This is a genomic window from Kineococcus sp. GCM10028916 (assembly GCF_042674865.1).
Lineage (GTDB): Bacteria > Actinomycetota > Actinomycetes > Actinomycetales > Kineococcaceae > Kineococcus.
Genome location: NZ_JBHTFM010000020.1, coordinates 15,648 through 35,271, shown reverse-complemented (window position 1 = coordinate 35,271; position 19,624 = coordinate 15,648). Strand labels below are relative to the sequence as shown.

General features: G+C 72.3%; 24 protein-coding genes, 1 tRNA gene and 1 riboswitch. Of the genes, 10 read left to right on the top strand and 15 right to left on the bottom strand.

Features of this window, described 5'->3' with window-relative positions; all coding sequences use genetic code 11:
• Nucleotides 1-7: 7 nt before the first annotated feature.
• Nucleotides 8-253 carry a DUF2630 family protein gene (locus tag ACFQ46_RS20760; protein ID WP_328293322.1) on the bottom strand — a complete coding sequence of 82 codons (246 nt, stop codon included), beginning with the start codon at nt 251-253 and terminating at the stop codon, nt 8-10.
• 162 nt (nt 254-415) lie between these two features.
• Here ACFQ46_RS20760 and ACFQ46_RS20755 point away from each other — a divergent pair, with 162 nt between their 5' ends.
• Nucleotides 416-895 carry a MarR family winged helix-turn-helix transcriptional regulator gene (locus ACFQ46_RS20755; protein ID WP_380160341.1) on the top strand — a complete coding sequence of 160 codons (480 nt, stop codon included), beginning with the start codon at nt 416-418 and terminating at the stop codon, nt 893-895.
• On the opposite strand, the gene ACFQ46_RS20750 is transcribed toward ACFQ46_RS20755, so the two are convergent.
• The 3 genes from ACFQ46_RS20750 to ACFQ46_RS20740 all read right to left on the bottom strand — a co-directional run bounded on the left by ACFQ46_RS20750 (nt 883) and on the right by ACFQ46_RS20740 (nt 3,423).
• Nucleotides 883-1,560, bottom strand: coding sequence for a thymidine kinase (locus tag ACFQ46_RS20750; RefSeq protein WP_380261636.1), 678 nt, complete (start codon nt 1,558-1,560; stop codon nt 883-885). The two genes, ACFQ46_RS20755 and ACFQ46_RS20750, sit on opposite strands and share 13 nt — an antisense overlap.
• 154 nt (nt 1,561-1,714) lie before the next feature.
• Nucleotides 1,715-2,953, bottom strand: coding sequence for an MFS transporter (locus ACFQ46_RS20745; RefSeq protein ID WP_380261634.1), 1,239 nt, complete (start codon nt 2,951-2,953; stop codon nt 1,715-1,717).
• A 20-nt stretch (nt 2,954-2,973) separates the two neighbouring features.
• Nucleotides 2,974-3,423 (bottom strand): MarR family winged helix-turn-helix transcriptional regulator, encoded by a 450-nt coding sequence (locus ACFQ46_RS20740; RefSeq protein ID WP_380261632.1) that lies wholly within the window; start codon nt 3,421-3,423, stop codon nt 2,974-2,976.
• A 92-nt stretch (nt 3,424-3,515) separates the two neighbouring features.
• Here ACFQ46_RS20740 and ACFQ46_RS20735 point away from each other — a divergent pair, with 92 nt between their 5' ends.
• Nucleotides 3,516-3,701: a hypothetical protein gene (locus tag ACFQ46_RS20735; protein ID WP_380261630.1), complete on the top strand. Its 186-nt coding sequence runs from the start codon at nt 3,516-3,518 to the stop codon at nt 3,699-3,701.
• Here the strand turns inward: ACFQ46_RS20735 and ACFQ46_RS20730 are convergent.
• The 6 genes from ACFQ46_RS20730 to dcd form a co-directional block, all read right to left on the bottom strand.
• Nucleotides 3,684-4,364: a potassium channel family protein gene (locus tag ACFQ46_RS20730; RefSeq protein ID WP_380261628.1), complete on the bottom strand. Its 681-nt coding sequence runs from the start codon at nt 4,362-4,364 to the stop codon at nt 3,684-3,686. The two genes, ACFQ46_RS20735 and ACFQ46_RS20730, sit on opposite strands and share 18 nt — an antisense overlap.
• Nucleotides 4,357-5,709, bottom strand: coding sequence for a TrkH family potassium uptake protein (locus ACFQ46_RS20725; protein WP_380261626.1), 1,353 nt, complete (start codon nt 5,707-5,709; stop codon nt 4,357-4,359). The genes ACFQ46_RS20730 and ACFQ46_RS20725 overlap by 8 nt, the downstream gene beginning before the upstream one ends.
• Nucleotides 5,710-5,776: 67 nt before the next feature.
• Nucleotides 5,777-6,235 (bottom strand): ankyrin repeat domain-containing protein, encoded by a 459-nt coding sequence (locus tag ACFQ46_RS20720; protein ID WP_380261624.1) that lies wholly within the window; start codon nt 6,233-6,235, stop codon nt 5,777-5,779.
• Between the two features lie 55 nt (nt 6,236-6,290).
• Entirely contained in the window at nt 6,291-7,448 is a 1,158-nt protein-coding gene (locus tag ACFQ46_RS20715) for an EAL and HDOD domain-containing protein (protein WP_380261623.1), read from the bottom strand.
• Between the two features lie 242 nt (nt 7,449-7,690).
• On the bottom strand, nt 7,691-8,770 hold the full coding sequence (locus ACFQ46_RS20710; RefSeq protein WP_380261622.1) for a cell wall-binding repeat-containing protein: 1,080 nt from the start codon (nt 8,768-8,770) through the stop codon (nt 7,691-7,693).
• Between the two features lie 75 nt (nt 8,771-8,845).
• Nucleotides 8,846-9,421 carry a dCTP deaminase gene (dcd, locus tag ACFQ46_RS20705; RefSeq protein ID WP_380261621.1) on the bottom strand — a complete coding sequence of 192 codons (576 nt, stop codon included), beginning with the start codon at nt 9,419-9,421 and terminating at the stop codon, nt 8,846-8,848.
• Nucleotides 9,422-9,498: 77 nt separating this feature from the next.
• Between dcd and ACFQ46_RS20700 the strand changes: the two genes are divergently transcribed.
• Together ACFQ46_RS20700 and ACFQ46_RS20695 are read left to right on the top strand one after the other, a co-directional pair.
• Nucleotides 9,499-9,572 (top strand) — tRNA-Gly (locus ACFQ46_RS20700).
• A 370-nt stretch (nt 9,573-9,942) separates the two neighbouring features.
• Entirely contained in the window at nt 9,943-10,227 is a 285-nt protein-coding gene (locus ACFQ46_RS20695; RefSeq protein ID WP_380261620.1) for a hypothetical protein, read from the top strand.
• 22 nt (nt 10,228-10,249) lie between these two features.
• Here the strand turns inward: ACFQ46_RS20695 and ACFQ46_RS20690 are convergent, their stop codons facing one another.
• Complete coding sequence (locus ACFQ46_RS20690) at nt 10,250-10,729, bottom strand: ATP-binding protein (RefSeq protein ID WP_380261619.1); 480 nt, start codon at nt 10,727-10,729, stop codon at nt 10,250-10,252.
• A gap of 231 nt (nt 10,730-10,960) precedes the next feature.
• On the opposite strand from ACFQ46_RS20690, the gene ACFQ46_RS20685 reads away from it, so the two are divergent.
• Nucleotides 10,961-11,944 carry an NAD-dependent epimerase/dehydratase family protein gene (locus ACFQ46_RS20685; RefSeq protein WP_380261618.1) on the top strand — a complete coding sequence of 328 codons (984 nt, stop codon included), beginning with the start codon at nt 10,961-10,963 and terminating at the stop codon, nt 11,942-11,944.
• A gap of 3 nt (nt 11,945-11,947) precedes the next feature.
• On the opposite strand, the gene ACFQ46_RS20680 is transcribed toward ACFQ46_RS20685, so the two are convergent.
• From ACFQ46_RS20680 to ACFQ46_RS20670, 3 genes are all read right to left on the bottom strand, one after another.
• Nucleotides 11,948-12,121, bottom strand: a complete 174-nt coding sequence (locus tag ACFQ46_RS20680; RefSeq protein ID WP_380261616.1) for a CsbD family protein — start codon at nt 12,119-12,121, stop codon at nt 11,948-11,950.
• A 108-nt stretch (nt 12,122-12,229) separates the two neighbouring features.
• On the bottom strand, nt 12,230-12,532 hold the full coding sequence (locus ACFQ46_RS20675; RefSeq protein ID WP_380261614.1) for a DUF4235 domain-containing protein: 303 nt from the start codon (nt 12,530-12,532) through the stop codon (nt 12,230-12,232).
• 15 nt (nt 12,533-12,547) lie between these two features.
• Nucleotides 12,548-12,679 carry a hypothetical protein gene (locus tag ACFQ46_RS20670; protein WP_380261612.1) on the bottom strand — a complete coding sequence of 44 codons (132 nt, stop codon included), beginning with the start codon at nt 12,677-12,679 and terminating at the stop codon, nt 12,548-12,550.
• Between the two features lie 101 nt (nt 12,680-12,780).
• Nucleotides 12,781-12,885: riboswitch (TPP riboswitch) on the top strand.
• A gap of 51 nt (nt 12,886-12,936) precedes the next feature.
• Here ACFQ46_RS20670 and ACFQ46_RS20665 point away from each other — a divergent pair.
• From ACFQ46_RS20665 to ACFQ46_RS20655, 3 genes are all read left to right on the top strand, one after another.
• Nucleotides 12,937-13,557 (top strand): ECF transporter S component, encoded by a 621-nt coding sequence (locus ACFQ46_RS20665; protein WP_380261610.1) that lies wholly within the window; start codon nt 12,937-12,939, stop codon nt 13,555-13,557.
• Nucleotides 13,550-15,019, top strand: coding sequence for an ATP-binding cassette domain-containing protein (locus ACFQ46_RS20660; protein WP_380261608.1), 1,470 nt, complete (start codon nt 13,550-13,552; stop codon nt 15,017-15,019). The genes ACFQ46_RS20665 and ACFQ46_RS20660 overlap by 8 nt, the downstream gene beginning before the upstream one ends.
• An 83-nt stretch (nt 15,020-15,102) precedes the next feature.
• Complete coding sequence (locus ACFQ46_RS20655) at nt 15,103-15,885, top strand: energy-coupling factor transporter transmembrane component T family protein (RefSeq protein ID WP_380261606.1); 783 nt, start codon at nt 15,103-15,105, stop codon at nt 15,883-15,885.
• Nucleotides 15,886-15,888: 3 nt separating this feature from the next.
• Here ACFQ46_RS20655 and ACFQ46_RS20650 read toward each other — a convergent pair whose 3' ends face one another.
• Nucleotides 15,889-16,977: a DUF3616 domain-containing protein gene (locus ACFQ46_RS20650; protein WP_380261604.1), complete on the bottom strand. Its 1,089-nt coding sequence runs from the start codon at nt 16,975-16,977 to the stop codon at nt 15,889-15,891.
• A gap of 190 nt (nt 16,978-17,167) precedes the next feature.
• Between ACFQ46_RS20650 and dnaK the strand changes: the two genes are divergently transcribed.
• Both dnaK and grpE read left to right on the top strand, forming a co-directional pair.
• A complete protein-coding gene (gene dnaK, locus ACFQ46_RS20645; RefSeq protein WP_328293301.1) occupies nt 17,168-19,027 on the top strand; it encodes a molecular chaperone DnaK in 1,860 nt (619 codons plus the stop codon).
• Entirely contained in the window at nt 19,027-19,611 is a 585-nt protein-coding gene (gene grpE, locus ACFQ46_RS20640; RefSeq protein ID WP_380261601.1) for a nucleotide exchange factor GrpE, read from the top strand. Before dnaK ends, grpE begins: the two co-directional genes overlap by 1 nt.
• Nucleotides 19,612-19,624: the final 13 nt, after the last annotated feature.

Genomic DNA, 19,624 nt, shown 5'->3' with positions numbered 1-19,624 from the left:
GCGCGAGTCACTGCTGGTAGTGCTCGACCTCGCTGACCGGCCGGGCCTCGGCCGCGTCGGGGCTCTCCCCGGCGTGACGACGGGCGTCACGCTGGCGCAGCAGGTCCCAGCACTGGTCGAGGGCCTCCTCGGCGGCCTTCAGCTGCGCGTGCTCCTCGGCGGCGGTCAGCTCCCCGGACTGCAGCGCCTGCCGCAACCGGTGCTCCTCGGCGACGAGGTCGTTGATCTTGACGTGGATGTCGTGCTCGTTCACAAGGGTCTCCTCTCGGTCGGAGGCGATCATCCCGCCTCGGCGTCGCGATCGCGAGCCCCGCACGCGGACGAGCACGGGGTCAGGCCCGGTCCACGCGGTGGACCACGGACCAGCTGGGCCAACTCCCCTCGCGCGGACGTGCAGAACTACTAGCATCCACGCGTGCAGTCACCTGATCAGCTGGTCGACGAGGACGTCGACGCCGTGCTCGCGGGATCCCGGGCGGTCGTGAGCATCAGCGTGCGTTCGCTGGCCGACGCCCTCGAGTCCCTGACGCTGCAGCAGTACCGCGTGCTGGTGCTCATCTGCAGCCGCGGGCCGTTGCGCAGCGGCGCGCTCGCGGCGGCGATCGGTGTGCACCCCTCGACGTTCACCCGCGCCGTCGACCGGCTGGTCACGGCCGGCTGGGTGACCCGCGAGGACAACCCGGACACCCGCCGCGAGGTCCTGGTCGCGCCGACGGACAAGGCGCGCGTGCTCGTGGGGCAGGTGCTGGACCGGCGGCGCACGGAGTTCGAGGAGGTCCTGGGGCGTCTCGGCGCGGAGGACCGGGCCGTCGTGCGCGACGGGTTCGCCCGGTTCGCCGCGGCCGCCGGGGACGTCGACGTCCCCGACGCCACGGCGCTCGGCTACGAGGGCTGAGGCTGGGTCTCCCGCACGTCCACCGTCACCGGACGGTGCGCCTTCGTCTGACGTCGGCCGTGGTGGCGGCGGCAGAGGACCTCGTACTCGACGGTTCCCACGTCGCCCACGTCGAGGGTCCCCTCGGGGTGACCCCCGTTGACGACGTCGCCGACGACGACCTGCTCACCGGCCACGACCATGACCCCGTCGACCGTCCGTGCGTTGTGGGTGGCCCGTCGCCCGCACCAGCACAGCGCTTCCACCTGCGGGACCTGCACCCGGTCGGCGAGCTCGATGAAGCGGGCCGAGCCGGGGAAGAGCCTGGTGCGGAAGTCGGCGGTGATCCCGAACGCGAAGACCTCGATGTCGAGGTCGTCGACGAGGCGCGCGAGCTGCTCGACCTGCTCCGGGTCGTAGAACTGGGCCTCGTCGCACACCACGTAGTCGAGGGGCTCCTCGGCGTGCCGGCGGCTCACCTCGGCCCACAGGTCGGTGGTGTCCCCGACCTCGAGAGCCGGCCGCGCGAGACCGATCCGGCTGGAGATCGTCGCGGTCCCCGCCCGGTCGAAGCGCGTGAAGAGCAGTCCCCGACGTCCCTGGACGCGGTGGTTGTGATCGGTCTGCAACGCCAGCGTCGACTTCCCGCAGTCCATCGTTCCCGAGAAGAACACCAGTTCAGCCACGAGGGGCCATCTTGCCGCACCACCACGCCCCACCCGCTCCGCTGGGACGGCTGGGGCGCGTGAGGTGTGGCGGCTGCGCGGGTCGGGGACCGTTGACGCATCGGGCCGAACCTCTTGACCCGATGCGTCAACGGTCCCAACCCCCGACCCAGCGTCAGGCGTCGCCGGCGGTGACGGCCTGGGCCTCGGCGGGGGTGTGCGGGGCGGGGTCGTCGTGCACGACGACGAGGTGGCGACGCCCGCTCTGCAGCACGACCAGCCCGACGAGGACGCCGACGCCGCCGAGGACGAAGGGGGACCAGTCGGTGAAGACCTCGCCGAGCTCACCCGCGGCCCAGGCGGCGATGGCGCCGCCGATGAACCGGACGAAGGAGTAGGCGGCCGACGCCGTCGAGCGCGGGACGGGCGAGACCTCCATGACCAGCTCGGTGACGATGGTGTTGTTCACGCCGAGGAAGAGCCCGGCGACGATCGTCCCGACCACCAGGACGGCCTTGTCGTGGACGAACACGGCCTCGAGCAGCAGGACGACCGCGAACAGCGCGAGCATCGCCGTCACCACGGGGACCGTTCCGAACCGCCGCTGCAAGCGCGGGGCGATGGCCACCGAGGCGATCGCCAGGCAGAGGCCCCACCCGAAGAACACCAGCCCCAGCCGGATCGGTGAGGAGATCTCGAGGGCGAACGGGGTGTAGGCGAGCAGGGTGAAGAACCCGAAGTTGTAGAGGAACGCCATCGCCGCGACCGTCCGCAGGCCCTTGTGGCCCAGCGCCCGGATCGGGTCGGTGATCGACACCTTGACCGCGGGTTTCGGGGTGGCGGGCAGCAGGGTGACGATGGCGACGAAGGCGATGGCCATCAGGACGGCGGTGCCGAAGAACGGTCCGCGCCAGGACACCTCACCGAGCAGGCCACCGACCAGCGGGCCGGTCGCGATGCCGAGCCCGAGCGCCGCCTCGTAGAGGATGATCGCGTTCGCCATCCCGCCGCTGGCGGCGCCGACGATGGTGGCCAGGGCGGTCGCGATGAACAGCGAGTTCCCCAGTCCCCAGCCCGCACGGAACCCGACGATCTCGCCGATGGAACCGGAAGACCCTGCGAGAGCTGCGAAGACGACGATGAGGACGAGTCCGGTCATGAGGGTCTTCTTGGCCCCGAACCGGCTGGAGACCCACCCGGTGAGCAGCATCGCGAGGCCGGTGATGCCCAGGTAGGACGTGAACAGCAGCAGTGTCTGGGCCTTGGTGGCGCCGAGTTGCCCGGCGATGGCCGGCAGGATCGGGTCGACGAGGCCGATGCCCATGAACGAGACGACGGCGGCGAAGGCGACGGCCCAGACCGCGATGGGCTGCTTCAGCAGTCCGGATTTCACATCGGTGTCGGAGGACGACACGGGAATCCTTCCAGGTGGTGTCAGCGGGGTGCGTGGACGCCTGCGCGGACCGACCCCGAGAGCCCCTCGACGAGTTCGGTGACGCGGGCGAGTTCGGTGAGGTCGTCGGGGCCGAGGTCCCCGACGGCGCGGACGAGGGGTTCGCGGAGCAGGACCCGGTGCCGCGCGAGTTCGTCGCGGCCGGCGGGGGTCACGGCGACGAGCACCGCTCGGGCGTCGTCGGGGTCGGTGCTGCGGCTCGCGAAGCCCGCGGTGGCGAGGCGATCGACGAGGCCGGTCATGCTCGGCTGGGCGCAGTGCTCGAGCTCGGCGAGGCGGCTGACGCGCAGCGGGCCGTGCCGGTCGAGGTTGCCGAGGACCCGGGCCTGGGTGAGGGAGAGGCGGGTGTCGTCGGCGGCCGCGGTCACCGCGCGGGTCAGGTTCGCGCAGGCGAGGAGCAGGCGCTGGGCCAGGTCCTCACATAGTTGCATAGGGACACTATATGTCGTTCTCGGTGGGCCGTCGAGCTGGGAACGAGACGGGTGAGGTGACACGCGAGCACGCAGCGTGGTGAGCTTGTCGGGTGAGTGACGATCAGCCGGTCGAGCAGACCGACGAGGACGCCCAACGACGCCGTCGGGACGACCGGCGCAGTCTCATCGACCTGACGCGCGTCGAACGGGGCGAGCCCGAACGGCGCCGGCTGCCCGGCGTCGAGCGCCGGGGACCCGACGAGGAGACCCCCGACGACTCAGCCGGAGAGGGCTGAGAACGCCTCCACGTCACGGATCTGCCCCGAGACGATGATCACGTCCTCGGCGGCGAGGACGGTCTCCGGGGTGGCGTACGTGAACCCCGTGCCGGGGGAGTGGTGCGCGACGACCGTCACGCGGTAGGTGCTGCGCAGCCGCACCTGCCCGAGGCTCTTGCCCACGATCGGGGCGGGCGGGGTCGTCTTCACCATCGCGAAGCCGTCGTCGAACTCGATGTAGTCGAGCATCCGACCGCGCACCAGGTGGGCGACCCGCAACCCCATCTCGTGCTCGGGGCGGATCACCTTGTGGGCCCCGAGCTGCGTGAGGATCCGGGCGTGGGACTCGCTGATCGCCTTCGCCCACACGTTCCGGATCCCGAACTGCAGCAGCAGCGACACGGTGAGGATGCTCGCCTCGAGGTTCGTCCCGATGCCCACGACGGCCCGGTCGAACTCCTGCACGGACAACTGCCGCAGCGCCTCCTCCTTGGTGGAGTCCGCGACGACGGCGTGCGTCAGCGAACTCGCGAGCTCGTCGACGAGGGCCGGGTCGTTGTCGATGCCGAGCACGTCGACCTGACCGTCCTCCATGAGCTCCAGGGCGAGGGACCGTCCGAACCGGCCGAGGCCGATGACGACGACGGAACGGGGACTCGCCAGAGCCGAGCGCTTAGCCAATGATCGGTCTCCCTTCGGGGTACTCGTACATGCGGGTCCGTTCGCGCAGCGCGAGGGCTGCGCCGAGGGTGATCGGCCCGAGCCGGCCGATGAACATCAACAACGCCAGGATGACCTGCCCGCTGTCGGGCAGCTGCACCAGCAACCCCGACGAGAGCCCGACGGTGGCGAACGCGGACACCACCTCGAAGACGACCATGTCCAGCGGCGCACGGGTCATCTCGACCAGGAGGGTGGTCGCGACGACGACCACCGCGACGGAGACCAGGGCGACGGTGAGGGCCTGGCGCACCACCCGGTCGGGGACGCGACGGGCGAAGATGCTGACCGTGGGCTCGCCGCGGGCCTCCGCGTACACCGCCACCGCGAGCAGCGCGAACGTCGTGACCTTGATGCCGCCCGCCGTGCTCGCGGACCCGCCGCCGATGAACATCAGGACGTCCATGACGAGCCACGAACCCCCGTTCAGCTGGGTGATGTCGACGGAGTTGAACCCCGAGCTGCGGGTCGCCGAGGCCTGGAACAGCCCGGCCAGCGGGCGGGCCCACCAGTCCAGCGGGCCCAGCGTCGCGGGGTTGCGCCACTCGTTCACGGTGAGGAAGAGCGTCCCCAGGACCAGCAGCGGGACGGTCGTCGCGAGGGTCAGCTTCGTGTGCAGCGACCAGCGCCGCGGCAACCGGAACTGCCGTCTGAGCTCGAGCAGGACGGGGAAGCCGAGCCCGCCCAGGAACGAGGCGACGACCACCGGCAGGCACATCCACGGGTCGCTCACGAAGTCGGTCATGCTGTTCCCGCGCAGCACGAACCCCGCGTTGTTGAAGGACGAGATCGCCAGGAACGTCCCCTCCCACAACGCCGAGGAGAAGGGCCGCCCGTAGCCGAGGAACAACCGGGCGGAGAGGACGACGGCGGTCAGGAGTTCCAGCGCCACCGAGACCCGCACGACGCCGAGCAGGACCGTCCGCACGTCGCCGAGGTCCAGCCCGCGCGACTCCGTCGCCGTCAGCAGGCGCGAGCGCAGCCCGAGGCGACGCGAGGCGAAGACGCCCAGCAGCGAGGCGGACGTCATGATGCCGAACCCGCCGATCTGGGCGAGGGCGAGGATGACGACGAGCCCGAAGTTCGACCAGTGCTCCCGGGTGTCGACGACGACGTGGCCGGTCACGCAGAGCGCGCTGATGGCGGTGAACAGCGCTTCGACGAGCGTCGCGCCGCCCTCACCGCGCCGGGAGACGGGGATCAGCAGCAGGACCGTGCCGACCGAGGCGACGGCCGCGAAGGCGAGCGCCACGATCTGGGCCGGGTGGCGCATGATGCGCGGTCGACGCGGGGAACTGGCGTCCACCGGCAGGGCCTCCGCTTGCGTCGATCGCACGACGCGGGCGCGTCGACCGGATCAGGCTACCCAGGTCCTAGTCCTCGCCGGGCACCTCGAGCAGTTCTAGGAGGTCCGCGCGGCCGAAGAACCGCGCCGCCTCGAGGGCGTTGGGCGTTCCGAGGTAGGGGTCGGCGTCGGCGGCCACGAGGGCGGCGACGACGTCACGTTCGCCCTTGAAGACGGCACCGGCCAGCGGGGTCTGGCCGCGGGCGTTCACCCGGTCGGGGTCGGCGCCGCGTTCGAGCAGCGCGATCACGGTGCGCGGGTGCCCGTGGTAGGCGGCGAGCATGACGAGGGAGTTGCCCTCGCTGTCGGTCGAGTTCACGGGGATGCCGAGGTCGAGGTACCCGCACAGTTCCCGGGCCCGGCCGTTGCGGGCGTGCTCGAAGACGCGGTGTGCGAGTTCGAGGGCTCGTTCCTCGCCCTCGTCGGCCGGTCCGACCGGGTCGGTCCGGGGTGGCCCGGCGGGGGTCTCCTCACGGCGCTCCGTCACGCCACGAGGGTAGGACGGGGGCAGGTCGGAGTGCATCCCGGTCGCGTGTCCGGCGTCAGGATCGTTCGAGAACTGAACCCACGGTGACCATGGCGCCACTCAGTGCTGCCAGGTAGGCGCGGGACACCTCGTAGACGGCGTGTCCGGCGTCGGCGATGACGAACGGTTCGTCGTCCTCGTAGGCGAGCACGGCCCGCAGGGCCGAGCCGGCCGGCCCCCGACGCTCGACGAGAGCGTTGCGCACCGTCCGGGAGACGCCGGTCGTGTCGACGAGCTCGTCGTCGCGCATGCCCAGCACGCCGGCGACCCCGGAGAGCAGCCCCACGGTGTAGGCGAGGTCCTCGTGGGCCGGGGAGAGCCGTGCGCAGGCCGAGGCCCGGGCGAGCACCATGGTCAGGGCCTCGGTGTCGACGCTGGTGACCCCGCCGAGGAGCATCAGCACGACCCAGGAGCAGAGCTGCTGGCGCCCGAGCAGGACGATCGCCTGGCGCAGCGAGGTGATCTCGCTCTTGGAACCGACGGCGGCCGACATGACGGTCTTGAGCACGCGCAGGCTCAGGGCCGGGTCGGAGGCGACGAGCTCCTCGATCTCGCGGATCGGGACCTCCGCACCGGTGAGGGCCCGCACCAGGCGGAGGCACACCAGCTGCGACGGCGTGAGGCTCACGGCCTCCAGCGTCACCGGCCGCTGCAGGCCGTAGCCCTGGAACAGGTCGACACCCGCCTCGCGGCAACGGGTGAACAGCGCGTCGTCCTCGATGCGCTCGACGACGACCAGGGCGGTCGGGGCGTGCTCGCGGGCGAGGGCCAGGACGTCGTCGAAGGTGTCGCCGGCGGCCTCGATGTCGATCTTCACGAAGTCGGCGAGGCCCAGGGCGGGCAGTCGGCCGACCTCGCCGATGAAGTCGTCGATGGCGATCCGGTAGCCCTGGTCCTTGACCCGCCGCAACCCGGCCATGACCTCGTCGTCGACCTCGACGTTCTCGAGGAGTTCGAGGACGACCTGGTGCGGGGAGCAGGGGATGGGGAGCTCACCCGTGAAGAAGCCGCGGGTGAGGTTGATGAAGAGCAGCTTGTCCGCAGCGATCTGCTCGACGCCGAAGTCGCCGAACGTGGCGCTGATGACCTGCGACGTGGCGTGGTCCTGCTCCGACCCCTCGGCCAGTTCGGCGCTCGCCCGACCGTGGTTGCGGAAGAGCAGCTCGTAGGCCACGAGCTGACGGTCCCGGTCGTAGATCCCCTGGCGGCCGACGCGTACGGGCGCGACGGACCCCGGCAGGTCGTCTGCGTCTGCAGGCGGGGAGGGCCAGTGGCTGCTGGCGGCTTCCCCGTGCGTCGTCACCACGGGCTTCACCTGAGTGTCAACGGCTCGTGCGGCCCGCTCCTGAAGCCCCCGACCGCGAACCTTGGGCCGAACGAGCGCGTGATCTTCAGCTCCTCGACCCGGTGACGGTGTCAGCTCGCGATCTCGACCGCTCCCACGGCCGTCGTGCGCCCGGCGCCGTGGGTCTCGAACCAGGCCTCGACGACGTCGCGCGCGGACTGGTCGTCGCCGACCAGGAGGGTCGTGCGGCCCAGGGGGCCGGCGGCCAGGGCGTCGACGAGGTGACCGCTCAGGCCCGGCGCCAGCAGGAGGTCCTGCGCGGGCAGACCGCGCTGGAGCGACTCGACGGCCACGGCGGCGGCCGTCCCGAAGCGATCGGCACCCGCGGCGCGGTGCGGCGTCGGCAGGGTGGCGAGAGCCTCCGGGAGGACGCCTCCGGGTCCGCCGACCACGGTCGTCGACGTGGCGCCGCGCGCCCGCAGGGCCGCACCGGTGGGGACCGGGTCGGCGTCGTCGACGAGGACCAGGGCCTCGCCCAGTCGTGCCGCCGGGCCGGCCGCCGCGAGGGCGTCGACGAGGTGCGCGTCCTCGCCCGAGGCGGCCCAGGCGTGCGTCGCCGCGGGCATGAACGCGGCGACGGCTCGCGAGGTCGCGTACCGGTCGGCGCCGGCGATCCGCTGCACGTCGTCGATCCCCAGCGCCCGCAACCGGTCCGGGGTCGAGGCGGACAGGGCGTCCTCGCCCCCGACGAGCAGGACGGAACGCACCGCGTGCTCGCGCAGGTAGCCGGCCGTGGCGGCGGGGACCTCGTCGCGGGTGGCGAGCAGGACCGGCGCCGCGAGGCTGCGAGTCAGCGGCCCGGCGGACAACGCGTCGACGAGGTGGCGGTCCGCCCCGCTCACGAGGACGACGACGTCGGCCTCGGGGAACCCGTGCTCGGCCACCGCGACGGCCGTCGCGAACCGGTCCGCGCCGGCGAGGCGGACGACCTCGTCGGGGATCCCGCTGGGCAGCGGGGCGCCCCGGTGGGCCGTGCCGCAGCCCGGGTGCTGCACCGGCGGAGCCGGGGAGCACAGCGGGGTGAGCGTCTCGGAACCGGCCGGGGGCGCCGCGGTGGCCGGAGCCGGTCCCGCGGTCAGGGCGAGCGCCGCGAGCAGGGCGACCGGCAGGGCCCGTGCGGTCCGGGAGCGGTGGGTCGGCGTGCGGGTCACGGGGCTCTCCAGGGTGCGGTCGCAGATCCGACCGCGGCGTCGTCGGGTGTGACCAGTGTGGCAGTTGTGACTCGCTCAGATCGGGGTGCGGTGGAAGTTCTGCGCCGACCGGCTCGGCGTCGGACCGCGCTGACCCTGGTAGTGCGAGCCCGAGCTGCTGCTGCCGTACGGGGTCTCGGCGGGGGAGGACAGCTGGAAGAAGCAGAGCTGCCCGATCTTCATGCCCGGCCACAACGTGATGGGCAGCGTCGCGACGTTGGAGAGCTCCAGCGTCACGTGCCCGGAGAACCCCGCGTCGATGAAGCCCGCCGTGGAGTGCGTCAGCAGTCCCAGCCGCCCGAGGCTGCTCTTGCCCTCCAGCCGGGCCGAGATGTCGTCGGGCAGCGACACGACCTCGTACGTCGAGCCGAGCACGAACTCGCCCGGGTGCAGGATGAACGGGTCCTCCGCGGGGACCTCGACCAGACGGGTGAGGTCGGGCTGCTCCTGCGCCGGATCGATGACGGAGTACTTGTGGTTGTCGAAGAGCCGGAAGTAGCGGTCCAGGCGCACGTCGACGCTGCTCGGCTGGACCATCGAGGGCTCGGACGGTTCGAGGACCACGCGGCCGGAGGCGAGCTGGGCGCGGATGTCGCGGTCGGAGAGCAGCACGGCGTCACGCTACCGTCGGTTGGACCACCTCCCGGTGTCCGTTACGATGGCTGTGCCCGGTCCTCGTGACCGTGTTCGCGGGTGTAGTTCAATGGTAGAACTTCAGCTTCCCAAGCTGATAGTGCGAGTTCGATTCTCGTCACCCGCTCCACCGTGAAGGCCCAGGTCCGCGACGCGAGCGCCGACCTGGGCCTTCGTCGTTCTCCCGGATCGCAGTGGGAGGACGGTCCTGTCGTCGGCTCAGCGGGAACGCTCGGGACTCCTCGCGCCCCGCACCTCCTGCGCCACGAGGTCCCCGGACTCACCCGTTCGTGTGCGCAGTGGCCACGGGCCCGCCGAGCTGTCGGACACTCGGGGACGTGAACGGCGGTCCTCGATCGGTACGACGACAGCAGAGGCGTGCGGTCCTCGCGGCCTGGCGGGCGGTTCCCCTCCGCCGCCGTCTCGAGGTCACGAAGTGGGCGAAGGCGGGGAGGCGGCATCCGGACGAGGAAGCTGTTCGGGCGGCGCAGGAGTTCGCCGTGTTCTGCCTCCACCCCGGGGGAGACCGGACTCGCAGCCCTCGTGTCCGCCGCCTGGCCGTGTGGGCGGCGCTGCCCCTGGGCCTCGTGCTCGCCGCGGAGGCCTTGCTCCTCCGTCGACTCGACTCTCCGACGGTCGTCGTCGTGACCTTCTTCGGCGTGGCGATCGCGACCGTCGTCTACGGCATCTTCTGGATCGACCTGCTGCGCGAGAGTCGGCGGTTGCTGGCGCTTCCGGGTGCTGGTGCGGTCCCGGCCCAGGGCGCCGACGCCTCGAAGACCTGACCCGCCGACCCGTCCTGAGGGCTCAGGGAACCTGCCCGCCGTTGAGGACGTCGTCCTCCCGCGGCTTCGCACCCGCCGTGGCGAGCACGGCCCACGTCGTCTTCCCCGCACCGGTGGCGCCCGGGGACGTCACCGCGGTCACGCCCCAGCGCAGGGACAACGCGTCGACCAGGGCCAAGCCGCGTCCGGAGGTCGCGTCGTCGGCCGCCTCGCGGGGGTGGGGTCTGGAGGAGCCCGCGTCGGTCACGGACACCGCGAGCACCGGTGCGGACGCGGGCCGGGTGTCGCCCGTCAGCAACGACAGGAACGGGGTCGAGGCGTCGACCGTGAGGACGATCCCGCCGCGTCCGTGCCGGACGGCGTTGCCGACCATCTCGGCCGTCACGAGTTCGACCGCGTCCTGCGTGGGGGTGTCGAGACCGCGTCGCCCGCAGACGTCCACGACCCAGTGACGGGCCGTCGTCACCGCCCGGGGGTGCTGCTCGAGTGTCAGGAACTCCACGCCTCGCACCTCTTCGTCCTCGCCCACGCAGCGCTTCGGAGCGGGCGGGGGCGTGGATGGGTGGAACGCGGCGGCGAAGGGGTCGAGAGGGTGACGTGAGGGACCCGTCCCCTCGGCTCATCGGCGAGGACGCGCAGCGAGGTGGAAGGACCACTCAAACACGCCGGCGCCGGACCGGAGGCGTAACCTCCCCGACGGACGAGGAAGTCGAGACACGGAGAGAGAACCCCCATGGCGTTGCGCGTGCTGTTCATCGGCGGTACCGGGATCATCAGTTCGGCGTGCGCGACGCTCGCCGTCGAACGCGGGATCGACCTCACGATCCTCAACCGGGGCAGCGGTCGGCGGGAGGTTCCTGCCGACGCGAAGGTCCTCACGGCCGACGTCCGCGATCCGGCGGCCGTGCGGGAGGTGCTGGGGGACAGCGAGTTCGACGTCGTCGTCGACTTCGTCGCCTTCACCCCCGACCACGTCCGCGCCGACGTCGAGCAGTTCCGCGGCAAGACCGGGCAGTACGTCTTCATCTCCAGCGCGAGCGCCTACCAGAAACCCGTCGCGCACCTCCCGATCACGGAGTCGACGCCGCTGCACAACCCGTTCTGGCAGTACTCCCGCGACAAGATCGCCTGCGAGGAACTGCTGACCCGGGCCTACCGCGAGGAAGGTTTCCCCGCGTTCGTCGTGCGCCCCAGCCACACCTACGACCGGGCGTCCATCCCGCTCGACGACGGCTGGACGGCCATCGACCGGATGCGTCGCGGGAAGCCCGTCGTCGTGCACGGGGACGGCACGTCGACGTGGGTGCTGACCCACCACACCGACCTCGCGAAAGGTCTCGTCCCGCTCCTCGGGGAACCCGCCGTCGTCGGCGACGCGGTGCACATCACCGGTGACGAGGTCCTCACCTGGGACGGGATCGCGCGCCGGCTGGCGACCGCGGCGGGCGTGCCCGAACCCCGGATCGTGCACGTGCCGAGCGACGTCATCGCGCGGGAGGCGCCGGAACAGGGTGCGGGTCTGCTGGGGGACAAGGCGCACTCGGTGGTCTTCGACAACACCAAGCTCAAGCGTCTCGTGCCGGGTTTCGCGGCGACGACGTCGTTCGCGGACGGGGCCCGCGAGATCATCGCCCACCACGACGCGAACCCGGCCCTGCGGGTCGTCGACGACACCGTCGAGACCCGGCAGGACCGGCTCGTGGAACTGTTCGGCTGAGGATCAGTCCTTGAAGGCGTCCTTGACGTGCTCGCCGCGCTGCTTCAGGTCGGCGGCGGCCTGGTCCTTCTGACCCTCGTGGCGCAGGGCGTCGTCGTCCTTCGCCCCGCCGGCCGCTTCCTTCGCCTTGCCGGCGACGTCCTGGGCGGCGTTCTTGATCTTGTCCGCAGCGCTCACGGTTCCTCCTCCAGAACACCGGGGAGGTGACGGATCGGAGATCCGCTCAGGCCCGTTCCCGGTGCGGTCACATCGCAGCACGCGCGTGACGTGACCGCACCCGGGAGGTCAGGAGTTGGCCTTCACCGCTCCGTCGTCGCCCGGGCCGAGACCCGGGGGCAGCTCACCGAAGCTCTTGCGGTACCAGACCGCGGCCTGGCGCTCCACGATCAGGCGGGTGACGCCGATGATCGCGCCGGAGGCCAGCGCCCAGATCAGCGCCTCCTTCCACGCGACGTCCGGGTCCTCCGGGTTGTCCGGCGGCGGCGACTTGGTCACCGCGACCCAGGCCTTCTTCGTGACGCGGCTCGCGACAGCCGTCGCGATGATGCCGGCACCGGGGCCGACCAGCTTCCAGACGATCGAACTCATGGCCCGAACCCTGCCCTACAGCAGGTCCAGGAGCCAGCCCAGGACCGGCGTGAGGGCGGCGGCGCTCGCCCCGAGGACCGCGATCACGACGATCAGGGTCATCAGCCGGACCGCCCGGGAGGGGCCGCCGTCGGGTCCACGCATCATCCGGAGCACCCGGCCATCGTCGCAGCACCCCACCCGTGGTCCCGCGGGGAATCCCGGCGAGATCACGGGCGGGGGTGGGGAGCGGGGGTAGTAGGGTCGTGGGACAACGACAGGGGAGCGCCGGGTGGCGCTGAGAGTGCGGGTTCCCGCAGACCCTCGAACCTGATCCGGGTCACACCGGCGTAGGGAGTCGGGACGTCCTCGACCCGCGGCCACGGTGGCGGCGGGTCCCCCTCCTGGACCACAGGAGGACCACCATGAGCACCACCCTCACCCGCTCGCGCGGGACCGCGCACTGGCGCACCGTCGACCTCGTCACCGCCGCCGTCCTCGGCGTCGCGTTCGGCGTCGTCTTCTGGGGCTGGGACGTGCTGTACCTCGCCATCGAACCGCTGTTCGCGGCGCTGCCGCCGCTCAAGGGCCTCGTCGCCGGGGTCTGGCTGCTGCCCGCCGTCGTCGCAGCCCTCGTGGTCCGCCGCCCGGGCGCCGCGCTGCTCGCCGAGATGGTCGCCGCGACCGTCGAGGCGCTGCTCGGCAACTACTGGGGCATCACGACCCTGGTCTCGGGCGCGATCCAGGGCGTCGGGGTCGAGATCGCCGTCGCGCTGTTCGCCTGGCGCCGCTTCGGACCGCCCGTCGCCGTCCTCGGCGGGATCCTCGCCGGGGTCCTGGAAGGGCTCTTCGAGCAGTTCTACCGCTACGACGGGACCTGGGACCTGGGCTGGCGCCTGTTCTACGTGGGCACCTTCGCCGTCTCCGGCGCCGTCGTCGCCGGCTTCGGCGGCTGGCTGCTGGTGCGGGGACTGGCACGTTCCGGCGCGCTCGGTGCCTTCGCCGCCGGCCGCGAGCACCACGGCCGCGCCCGCGACCGTGGCTGACCTGACCCTGCGCGGCCTGACGGTCACCCCCGCGGGGTCCCGTCGACCCGTGGTGGCCGACGTGGACCTCGACCTCCGGCACGGGGAACGGGTCCTGCTCGTGGGGCCCAGCGGGGCGGGGAAGTCGACCGTCCTGCGGGCGCTCGCGGGACTCCTCGAGGACGACGTCGACGCGAGCGGCGAGGTCCTGCTCGATGGTCAGGCCCCGCGCGCCGGGGAGGTCGGGCTGCTGGTCCAGGACCCCCTCGACGCCGTCGTCGCCGAGCTCGCCGGCCGGGACACCGCGTTCGGGCCCGAGAACGCCGGCTTGGACCGGTCGCTGATCTGGCAGCGGGTGGCCCGCGCCCACGCGGCCGCCCGCTACACCGCCGGTCGCGACCGCGAGGTCGTCACGCTGTCCGGCGGGGAACGCCAACGGCTCGCCCTCGCCGGGACGCTGGCCGCCGACCCCGCCGTGCTGCTGCTGGACGAACCCACCTCGATGCTCGACGCCCCCACCGCCCGGGCCGTGCGCGCCGCGGTGCTCGAGGCCGCCCGCGACCGCGGGCTCGTCGTCGTCGACCACGACCTCGCCGGGTGGGCCCCGCACGTCGACCGCGTCGTCGTCCTCGGCCGCGACGGCCGGGTCCGTGCCGACGGCCCCCCGGACCGGGTCCTCGCCGACCCGGCCCTGCTGGCCGACGGGCTCTGGCTGCCGGGGGCCCCCGCCCCGCAGCCGCTGGACCTCCCGGCCGGGCTGCTCCGCCCGGAGCTGCACGTCGTGGGAGACGTGCTGCGCGGCAACGGGCTGGGACTGGTCCGCCGCCGCCGTGGACTGCGCCCGACCCCACCCGTCGCCGTGCTGCACGACGTGGACGTCACCCTCCGCGCCGGCGTCACGACCCCCCTGACCGGCGACAGCGGGTCGGGGAAGTCCAGCCTGCTGGCCGTTCTCGGCGGGCTCGAACGTCCCACCGGCGACCTCGTCGCCGCGAGCGGGTTCGCCCCCCCGGGACGTCCCGCACCGCACACCTGGCGCTCGCGCGACCTGGCCGCCCGGACCGGGTGGGTCCCGCAGTCCCCGGAGCACTCCTTCCTCGCCACCGACGTCCGGGCCGAGGTCCGGGCGACCCCCCGGGTCCTCGGCCGGGACACCGCCCGGGCCGACGCCCTGCTCGACGTCCTCGGCCTGCACGACCGCGCCGACGTCAACCCCTTCCGGCTCTCCGGGGGCGAACAACGACGACTGGCGCTCGCGGCCGCCCTGGCCGCCGGCCCGGCGCTGCTGCTCGCCGACGAACCGAGCGTCGGGCAGGACCGGGGTACCTGGGCCGTCGTCGCGGGACTGCTCGCGGGCGCGGCCCGGGACGGTGCCGCCGTCGCCGTCAGCACGCACGACGCCGGTCTGGTCCACGCCGTCGCCCCGGGCGCCGGGGTCCACCTCGTCGCCGGTCGCAGCTCACGCGGGGCGGCGGCGGCGTGAAGGACGGAGAAGTCCTCCACAGCGATGTCCACAGGACTGTGCACACACCTGTGGACAAGGTTGTGGGACTGCACCCCGCACCTGTGGACGACGGGGTCCCGCCGACGGCCGCGCAACGTCGCAGCGCCGGTCCCGGGCCTCTCGTGCGGCACTGCGGACCCCTCCCGCTGCTGGCCGTCGGGGTGCTCTGCGCCGTCGGTGCCTTCGCCGTCCAGGAGTGGTGGCAGGCGGCCGGAGCCCTTGCCGTGCAACTGCTCTGCCTCCCGCTCGTCGTCGGTGACCGGCGCGCGTTCCTGGTGCGGTCGTTGCCGCTGCTGGTCGCCGCGGTCTCCGTCGGGTGGTCCACGGTCGTCGCCGGCAGCAGCCCCGAACCCCTGTGGACGGCGTTGACGGCGTCCCTGCGCCTGCTCGTGCTCGTCCTCCCCGGTGCGCTCCTGCTCGGCTGGATCGACCCGGCCGAGGCCGGCGACCACCTCGCCCAGCGGCTCCGGCTACCCGGACGCGTCGTCGTGGCCGTCGTGACCGCCCTCGGTCAGCTCGACACCCTCGCCGCGTCCTGGGCGCAGATCGCCGCCGCCCGCCGGGTCCGCGGGTTCGGCCCCGGACGGGGCCCGCTGTCGCGCCTGCGGTGGTCGGCCTCGACGGCGTTCGGGTTGCTCGTCGACGCGGTGCGGCGGGCGGGACGGACGTCCGTCGCGATGGACGCCCGGGGGTTCGCCGGCGACACGGCGCTGCGTCGCAGCTGGGCGCTGCCCGCTCCCTGGCGACGCGCGGACACCGTCCTGCTGCTCGTCGGGGTGGTCGTCGCCGCCCTGCCGCTGGTGCTCCGGCTGGCGGGGGGAGCGTTCGTCGCGTCGGTGGGCTGAGCCTCAGGTGAGGTCCCACAGGTCGGCGAGCATCCCGCCGTCGGGGGTGTGTCGCTGCGGCGCGGGGGAGTCGAGGACGACCAGCAGTTGCCCGCCGGTCCCGGTGACGTCGGCGGGGAGGAGGGTGATCCCCTCGGGGTGGTCCTCACCCTGGCCGTGCGGGAGGTCCAGGACCACCGGGAGCTCCGCGGCCCGGACGACGTCGGCGGCCTCGGTGACGCACCCGCCGACCCAGCGGTGCACGCGCACCGGCCCCGAGAGACCCATCGAGGGGCCGCTGAGCACGAGCAGGTCGTCCCCGTCCGGGCAGAGGTCGCGGATGCCGAGGCCCCGCAGGTCGAGCAGGTGCAGCCGGTAGGTCGCGCCGTCCGCGAACTCCTCGAGGACGAGGCGGCCCGGGTTCCTGCGGTGGGTGCGGGGGCGCAGTTCCAGCAGGACCGCCCAGCCGCGCAGCACCGGCCCGCGCAGACCGACCCAGAGCCGGTCGCCGTCGGGGGAGTGGTGGACGGCGATGCCCTCGACGTCGAGGCCGTTGTCCTTCGAGGGGATCGCGAGGAACGGGGCGATGAGGTCGTCGTCGGCGAGGTGGGTGCTCAGGTCGTCGTCGTGGGCCCCGAGGACGGCCGCGGTGCGGGTCTCGCCGTCGACGTCGACCTCGCGGGCGGGGAGGCCGGTCGCCGGGTCGATCGGTAGCCGGACGAGGACGAACCGGTTGGGTTCGCGCACGACCCGGCCGAGGCGCCGGCGGGCCTTGTCGTCGGGGTCGTGGTCGCGGATCCGCTTGCGCTTCAGGCTGTGCGAACCGACGGCCCACAGCCAGGGACCGCTGCGGGCCAGGCCCTCGACGTCGGCCTCCTCGTCGTGCGGTCCGGGCAGGTCGACGAGCTCGGCCAGGGGAACGCTGACCTGACGGTCGTAGCCCTGGACCCGACCGTCCTCGACGACGGCCGTCAGCCGTTCGACCGTGGCGGTCTCGTCGCCCGCCACCCAGAGGTGGGGGCCGTCGGCGCGGACGGCGGAGAGGTTCACGTGGGTCATCCCGGCCCTCGACGCCTCGTCGAAGTGCAGGGGCAGCCGGCGCACGGGTTCCACGTCCTGAGAGCGAACGGCTCCCCTCCCGAGTTCCCCCGGGTTCCCCCGTCGGGAACAAGACCCCCTCCTCGCGAGTTGAGCCCATCAGACTCAAGTTGCCGACGTTCCGGCTTGACAGATCCGGGGCGCTGGGCAAACTTGAGTGGAGAACGCTCAACACTCACCAAGCGCAGGAAGAGGGCCTCAAGCCATGGCACGTGCGGTCGGCATCGACCTCGGGACCACCAACTCCGTCGTCTCCGTCCTGGAGGGCGGCGAACCGACGGTCATCGCGAACGCCGAGGGTGGGCGCACCACGCCCTCCGTCGTCGCCTTCGCCAAGAACGGTGAGGTGCTGGTCGGCGAGATCGCCAAGCGCCAGGCCGTCACCAACATCGACCGCACCGTCCGCTCGGTCAAGCGTGAGGTCGGCACCAACTGGACGACCACGATCGACGACAAGAAGTACACCCCGCAGGAGATCAGCGCCCGCGTGCTGCAGAAGCTCAAGCGCGACGCGGAGAGCTACCTCGGCGAGGCCGTCACCGACGCCGTCATCACCGTCCCCGCGTACTTCAACGACGCGCAGCGCCAGGCCACCAAGGAGGCCGGTGAGATCGCGGGCCTCAACGTCCTGCGCATCATCAACGAGCCCACCGCCGCCGCTCTCGCCTACGGGCTCGAGAAGGGCAAGGAGGACGAGCTCATCCTCGTCTTCGACCTCGGTGGCGGCACCTTCGACGTCTCCCTCCTCGAGGTCGGCAAGGACGAGGACGGGTTCTCCACCATCCAGGTCCGCGCCACCTCCGGTGACAACCACCTCGGTGGGGACGACTGGGACCAGCGCGTCGTCGACCACCTGCTCAAGAAGGTCTCCAGCGCCTACGGCATCGACCTGTCCAAGGACAAGATCGCGATGCAGCGTCTGCGCGAGTCCGCCGAGCAGGCCAAGAAGGAACTCTCGACGGCCACCAGCACCGGCATCTCCCTGCAGTACCTCTCGATGAGCGAGAACGGCCCCGTCCACCTGGACGAGACGCTGACCCGCGCCCAGTTCGAGCAGATGACCCAGGACCTGCTGGACCGCACCAAGAAGCCGTTCCACGACGTCATCAAGGACGCCGACGTCAAGCTCGCCGACATCCACCACGTCGTGCTCGTCGGTGGTTCCACCCGCATGCCGGCCGTGACCAACGCCGTCAAGGAACTGCTCGGCGGCAAGGAGCCCAACAAGGGCGTCAACCCGGACGAGGTCGTCGCCATCGGCGCCGCGCTGCAGGCCGGTGTCCTCAAGGGCGAGCGCAAGGACGTCCTGCTCATCGACGTCACCCCGCTCTCCCTGGGCATCGAGACCAAGGGCGGGATCATGACCAAGCTCATCGAGCGCAACACCGCGATCCCGACCAAGCGCTCCGAGGTGTTCACCACCGCCGACGACAACCAGCCCTCGGTCCTCATCCAGGTGTTCCAGGGTGAGCGCGAACTGGCCCGCGACAACAAGCCGCTCGGCACGTTCGAGCTGACCGGCATCGCCCCCGCCCCGCGCGGTGTGCCGCAGGTCGAGGTCACCTTCGACATCGACGCCAACGGCATCGTGCACGTGAACGCGAAGGACCGCGGCACGGGCAAGGAGCAGTCGATGACCATCTCCGGCGGCAGCGCGCTGTCGAAGGAGGACATCGACCGCATGGTCAAGGACGCCGAGGCGCACGCGAACGAGGACAAGCAGCGCCGCGAGGAGGCCGAGGCCCGCAACCAGGCCGAGGGTCTCGTCTACCAGACCGAGAAGTTCGTCGCGGACAACTCCGACAAGCTCCCCGAGGACGGCAAGGCGAAGGTCGAAGCCGCTGTGGCGGAACTGAAGACCGCCCTCGCCGGCACCGACGCGGCCGAGATCAAGGCCAAGTCCGACGTCGTCGCGCAGGCCTCGCAGGAACTCGGCTCCGCGATGTACGCGGCCGCCCAGTCCGAGGGTTCCGCCGACGCGGGCGCCTCCGCCCAGGGGTCGTCGTCCTCCAACGACGAGGACGTGGTGGACGCCGAGGTCGTCGACGACGAGAAGGACAAGTGATGGCGGAGGACCACCCGCAGGACGAACCCGTCGTGGTCCGCGACAACCGCAGGCTCGACCCGGAGACGGGTGAGGTCCGGGGCGCACCCGCGGCCGGACCCGCTCCGGCCGCGCCCACCGTGGGCGGCCCGAACGACGGCGCGGCCGAGGCCGACCTCGACGCGGCGCAGGGCCTCGCCGCCCAGCGGCTCGACGAGCTCCAGCGGCTGAACGCGGAGTACGCGAACTACCGCAAGCGCGTCGAACGCGACCGCGACGTCGCCAAGAACACGGCGCTCGCGGGCGTGGCCGAGTCGCTGCTGCCGGTCCTCGACGACGTCCACCTCGCGCGGCAGCACGGCGACCTCACCGGTCCGTTCGTCGCCATCGCCGACAAGCTCGAGGCGACGCTCACGCGTTTCGGCCTCGAGCGCTACGGCGAGGCCGGGGAACCGTTCGACCCGGCCGTCCACGAGGCGCTCATGCACAGCCACTCCGACGAGTACGAGGTCGCGACGTGCGTCCAGATCCTCCAGCCGGGGTACCGGTTCGCGGAACGGGTGCTGCGTCCGGCCCGCGTCGCGGTGGCCGACCCGCAGGGATGAACTCGACCAGGTC

Excerpts from the sequence above, each read along its gene's own strand:
- ACFQ46_RS20740 (WP_380261632.1), bottom strand. The coding sequence starts at position 3,423 with ATGCAACTATGTGAGGACCTGGCCCAGCGCCTGCTCCTCGCCTGCGCG.
- ACFQ46_RS20685 (WP_380261618.1), top strand. The coding sequence starts at position 10,961 with ATGGCGTTGCGCGTGCTGTTCATCGGCGGTACCGGGATCATCAGTTCG.
- ACFQ46_RS20675 (WP_380261614.1), bottom strand. The coding sequence starts at position 12,532 with ATGAGTTCGATCGTCTGGAAGCTGGTCGGCCCCGGTGCCGGCATCATC.
- ACFQ46_RS20670 (WP_380261612.1), bottom strand. The coding sequence starts at position 12,679 with ATGATGCGTGGACCCGACGGCGGCCCCTCCCGGGCGGTCCGGCTGATG.
- ACFQ46_RS20665 (WP_380261610.1), top strand. The coding sequence starts at position 12,937 with ATGAGCACCACCCTCACCCGCTCGCGCGGGACCGCGCACTGGCGCACC.
- dnaK (WP_328293301.1), top strand. The coding sequence starts at position 17,168 with ATGGCACGTGCGGTCGGCATCGACCTCGGGACCACCAACTCCGTCGTC.
- grpE (WP_380261601.1), top strand. The coding sequence starts at position 19,027 with ATGGCGGAGGACCACCCGCAGGACGAACCCGTCGTGGTCCGCGACAAC.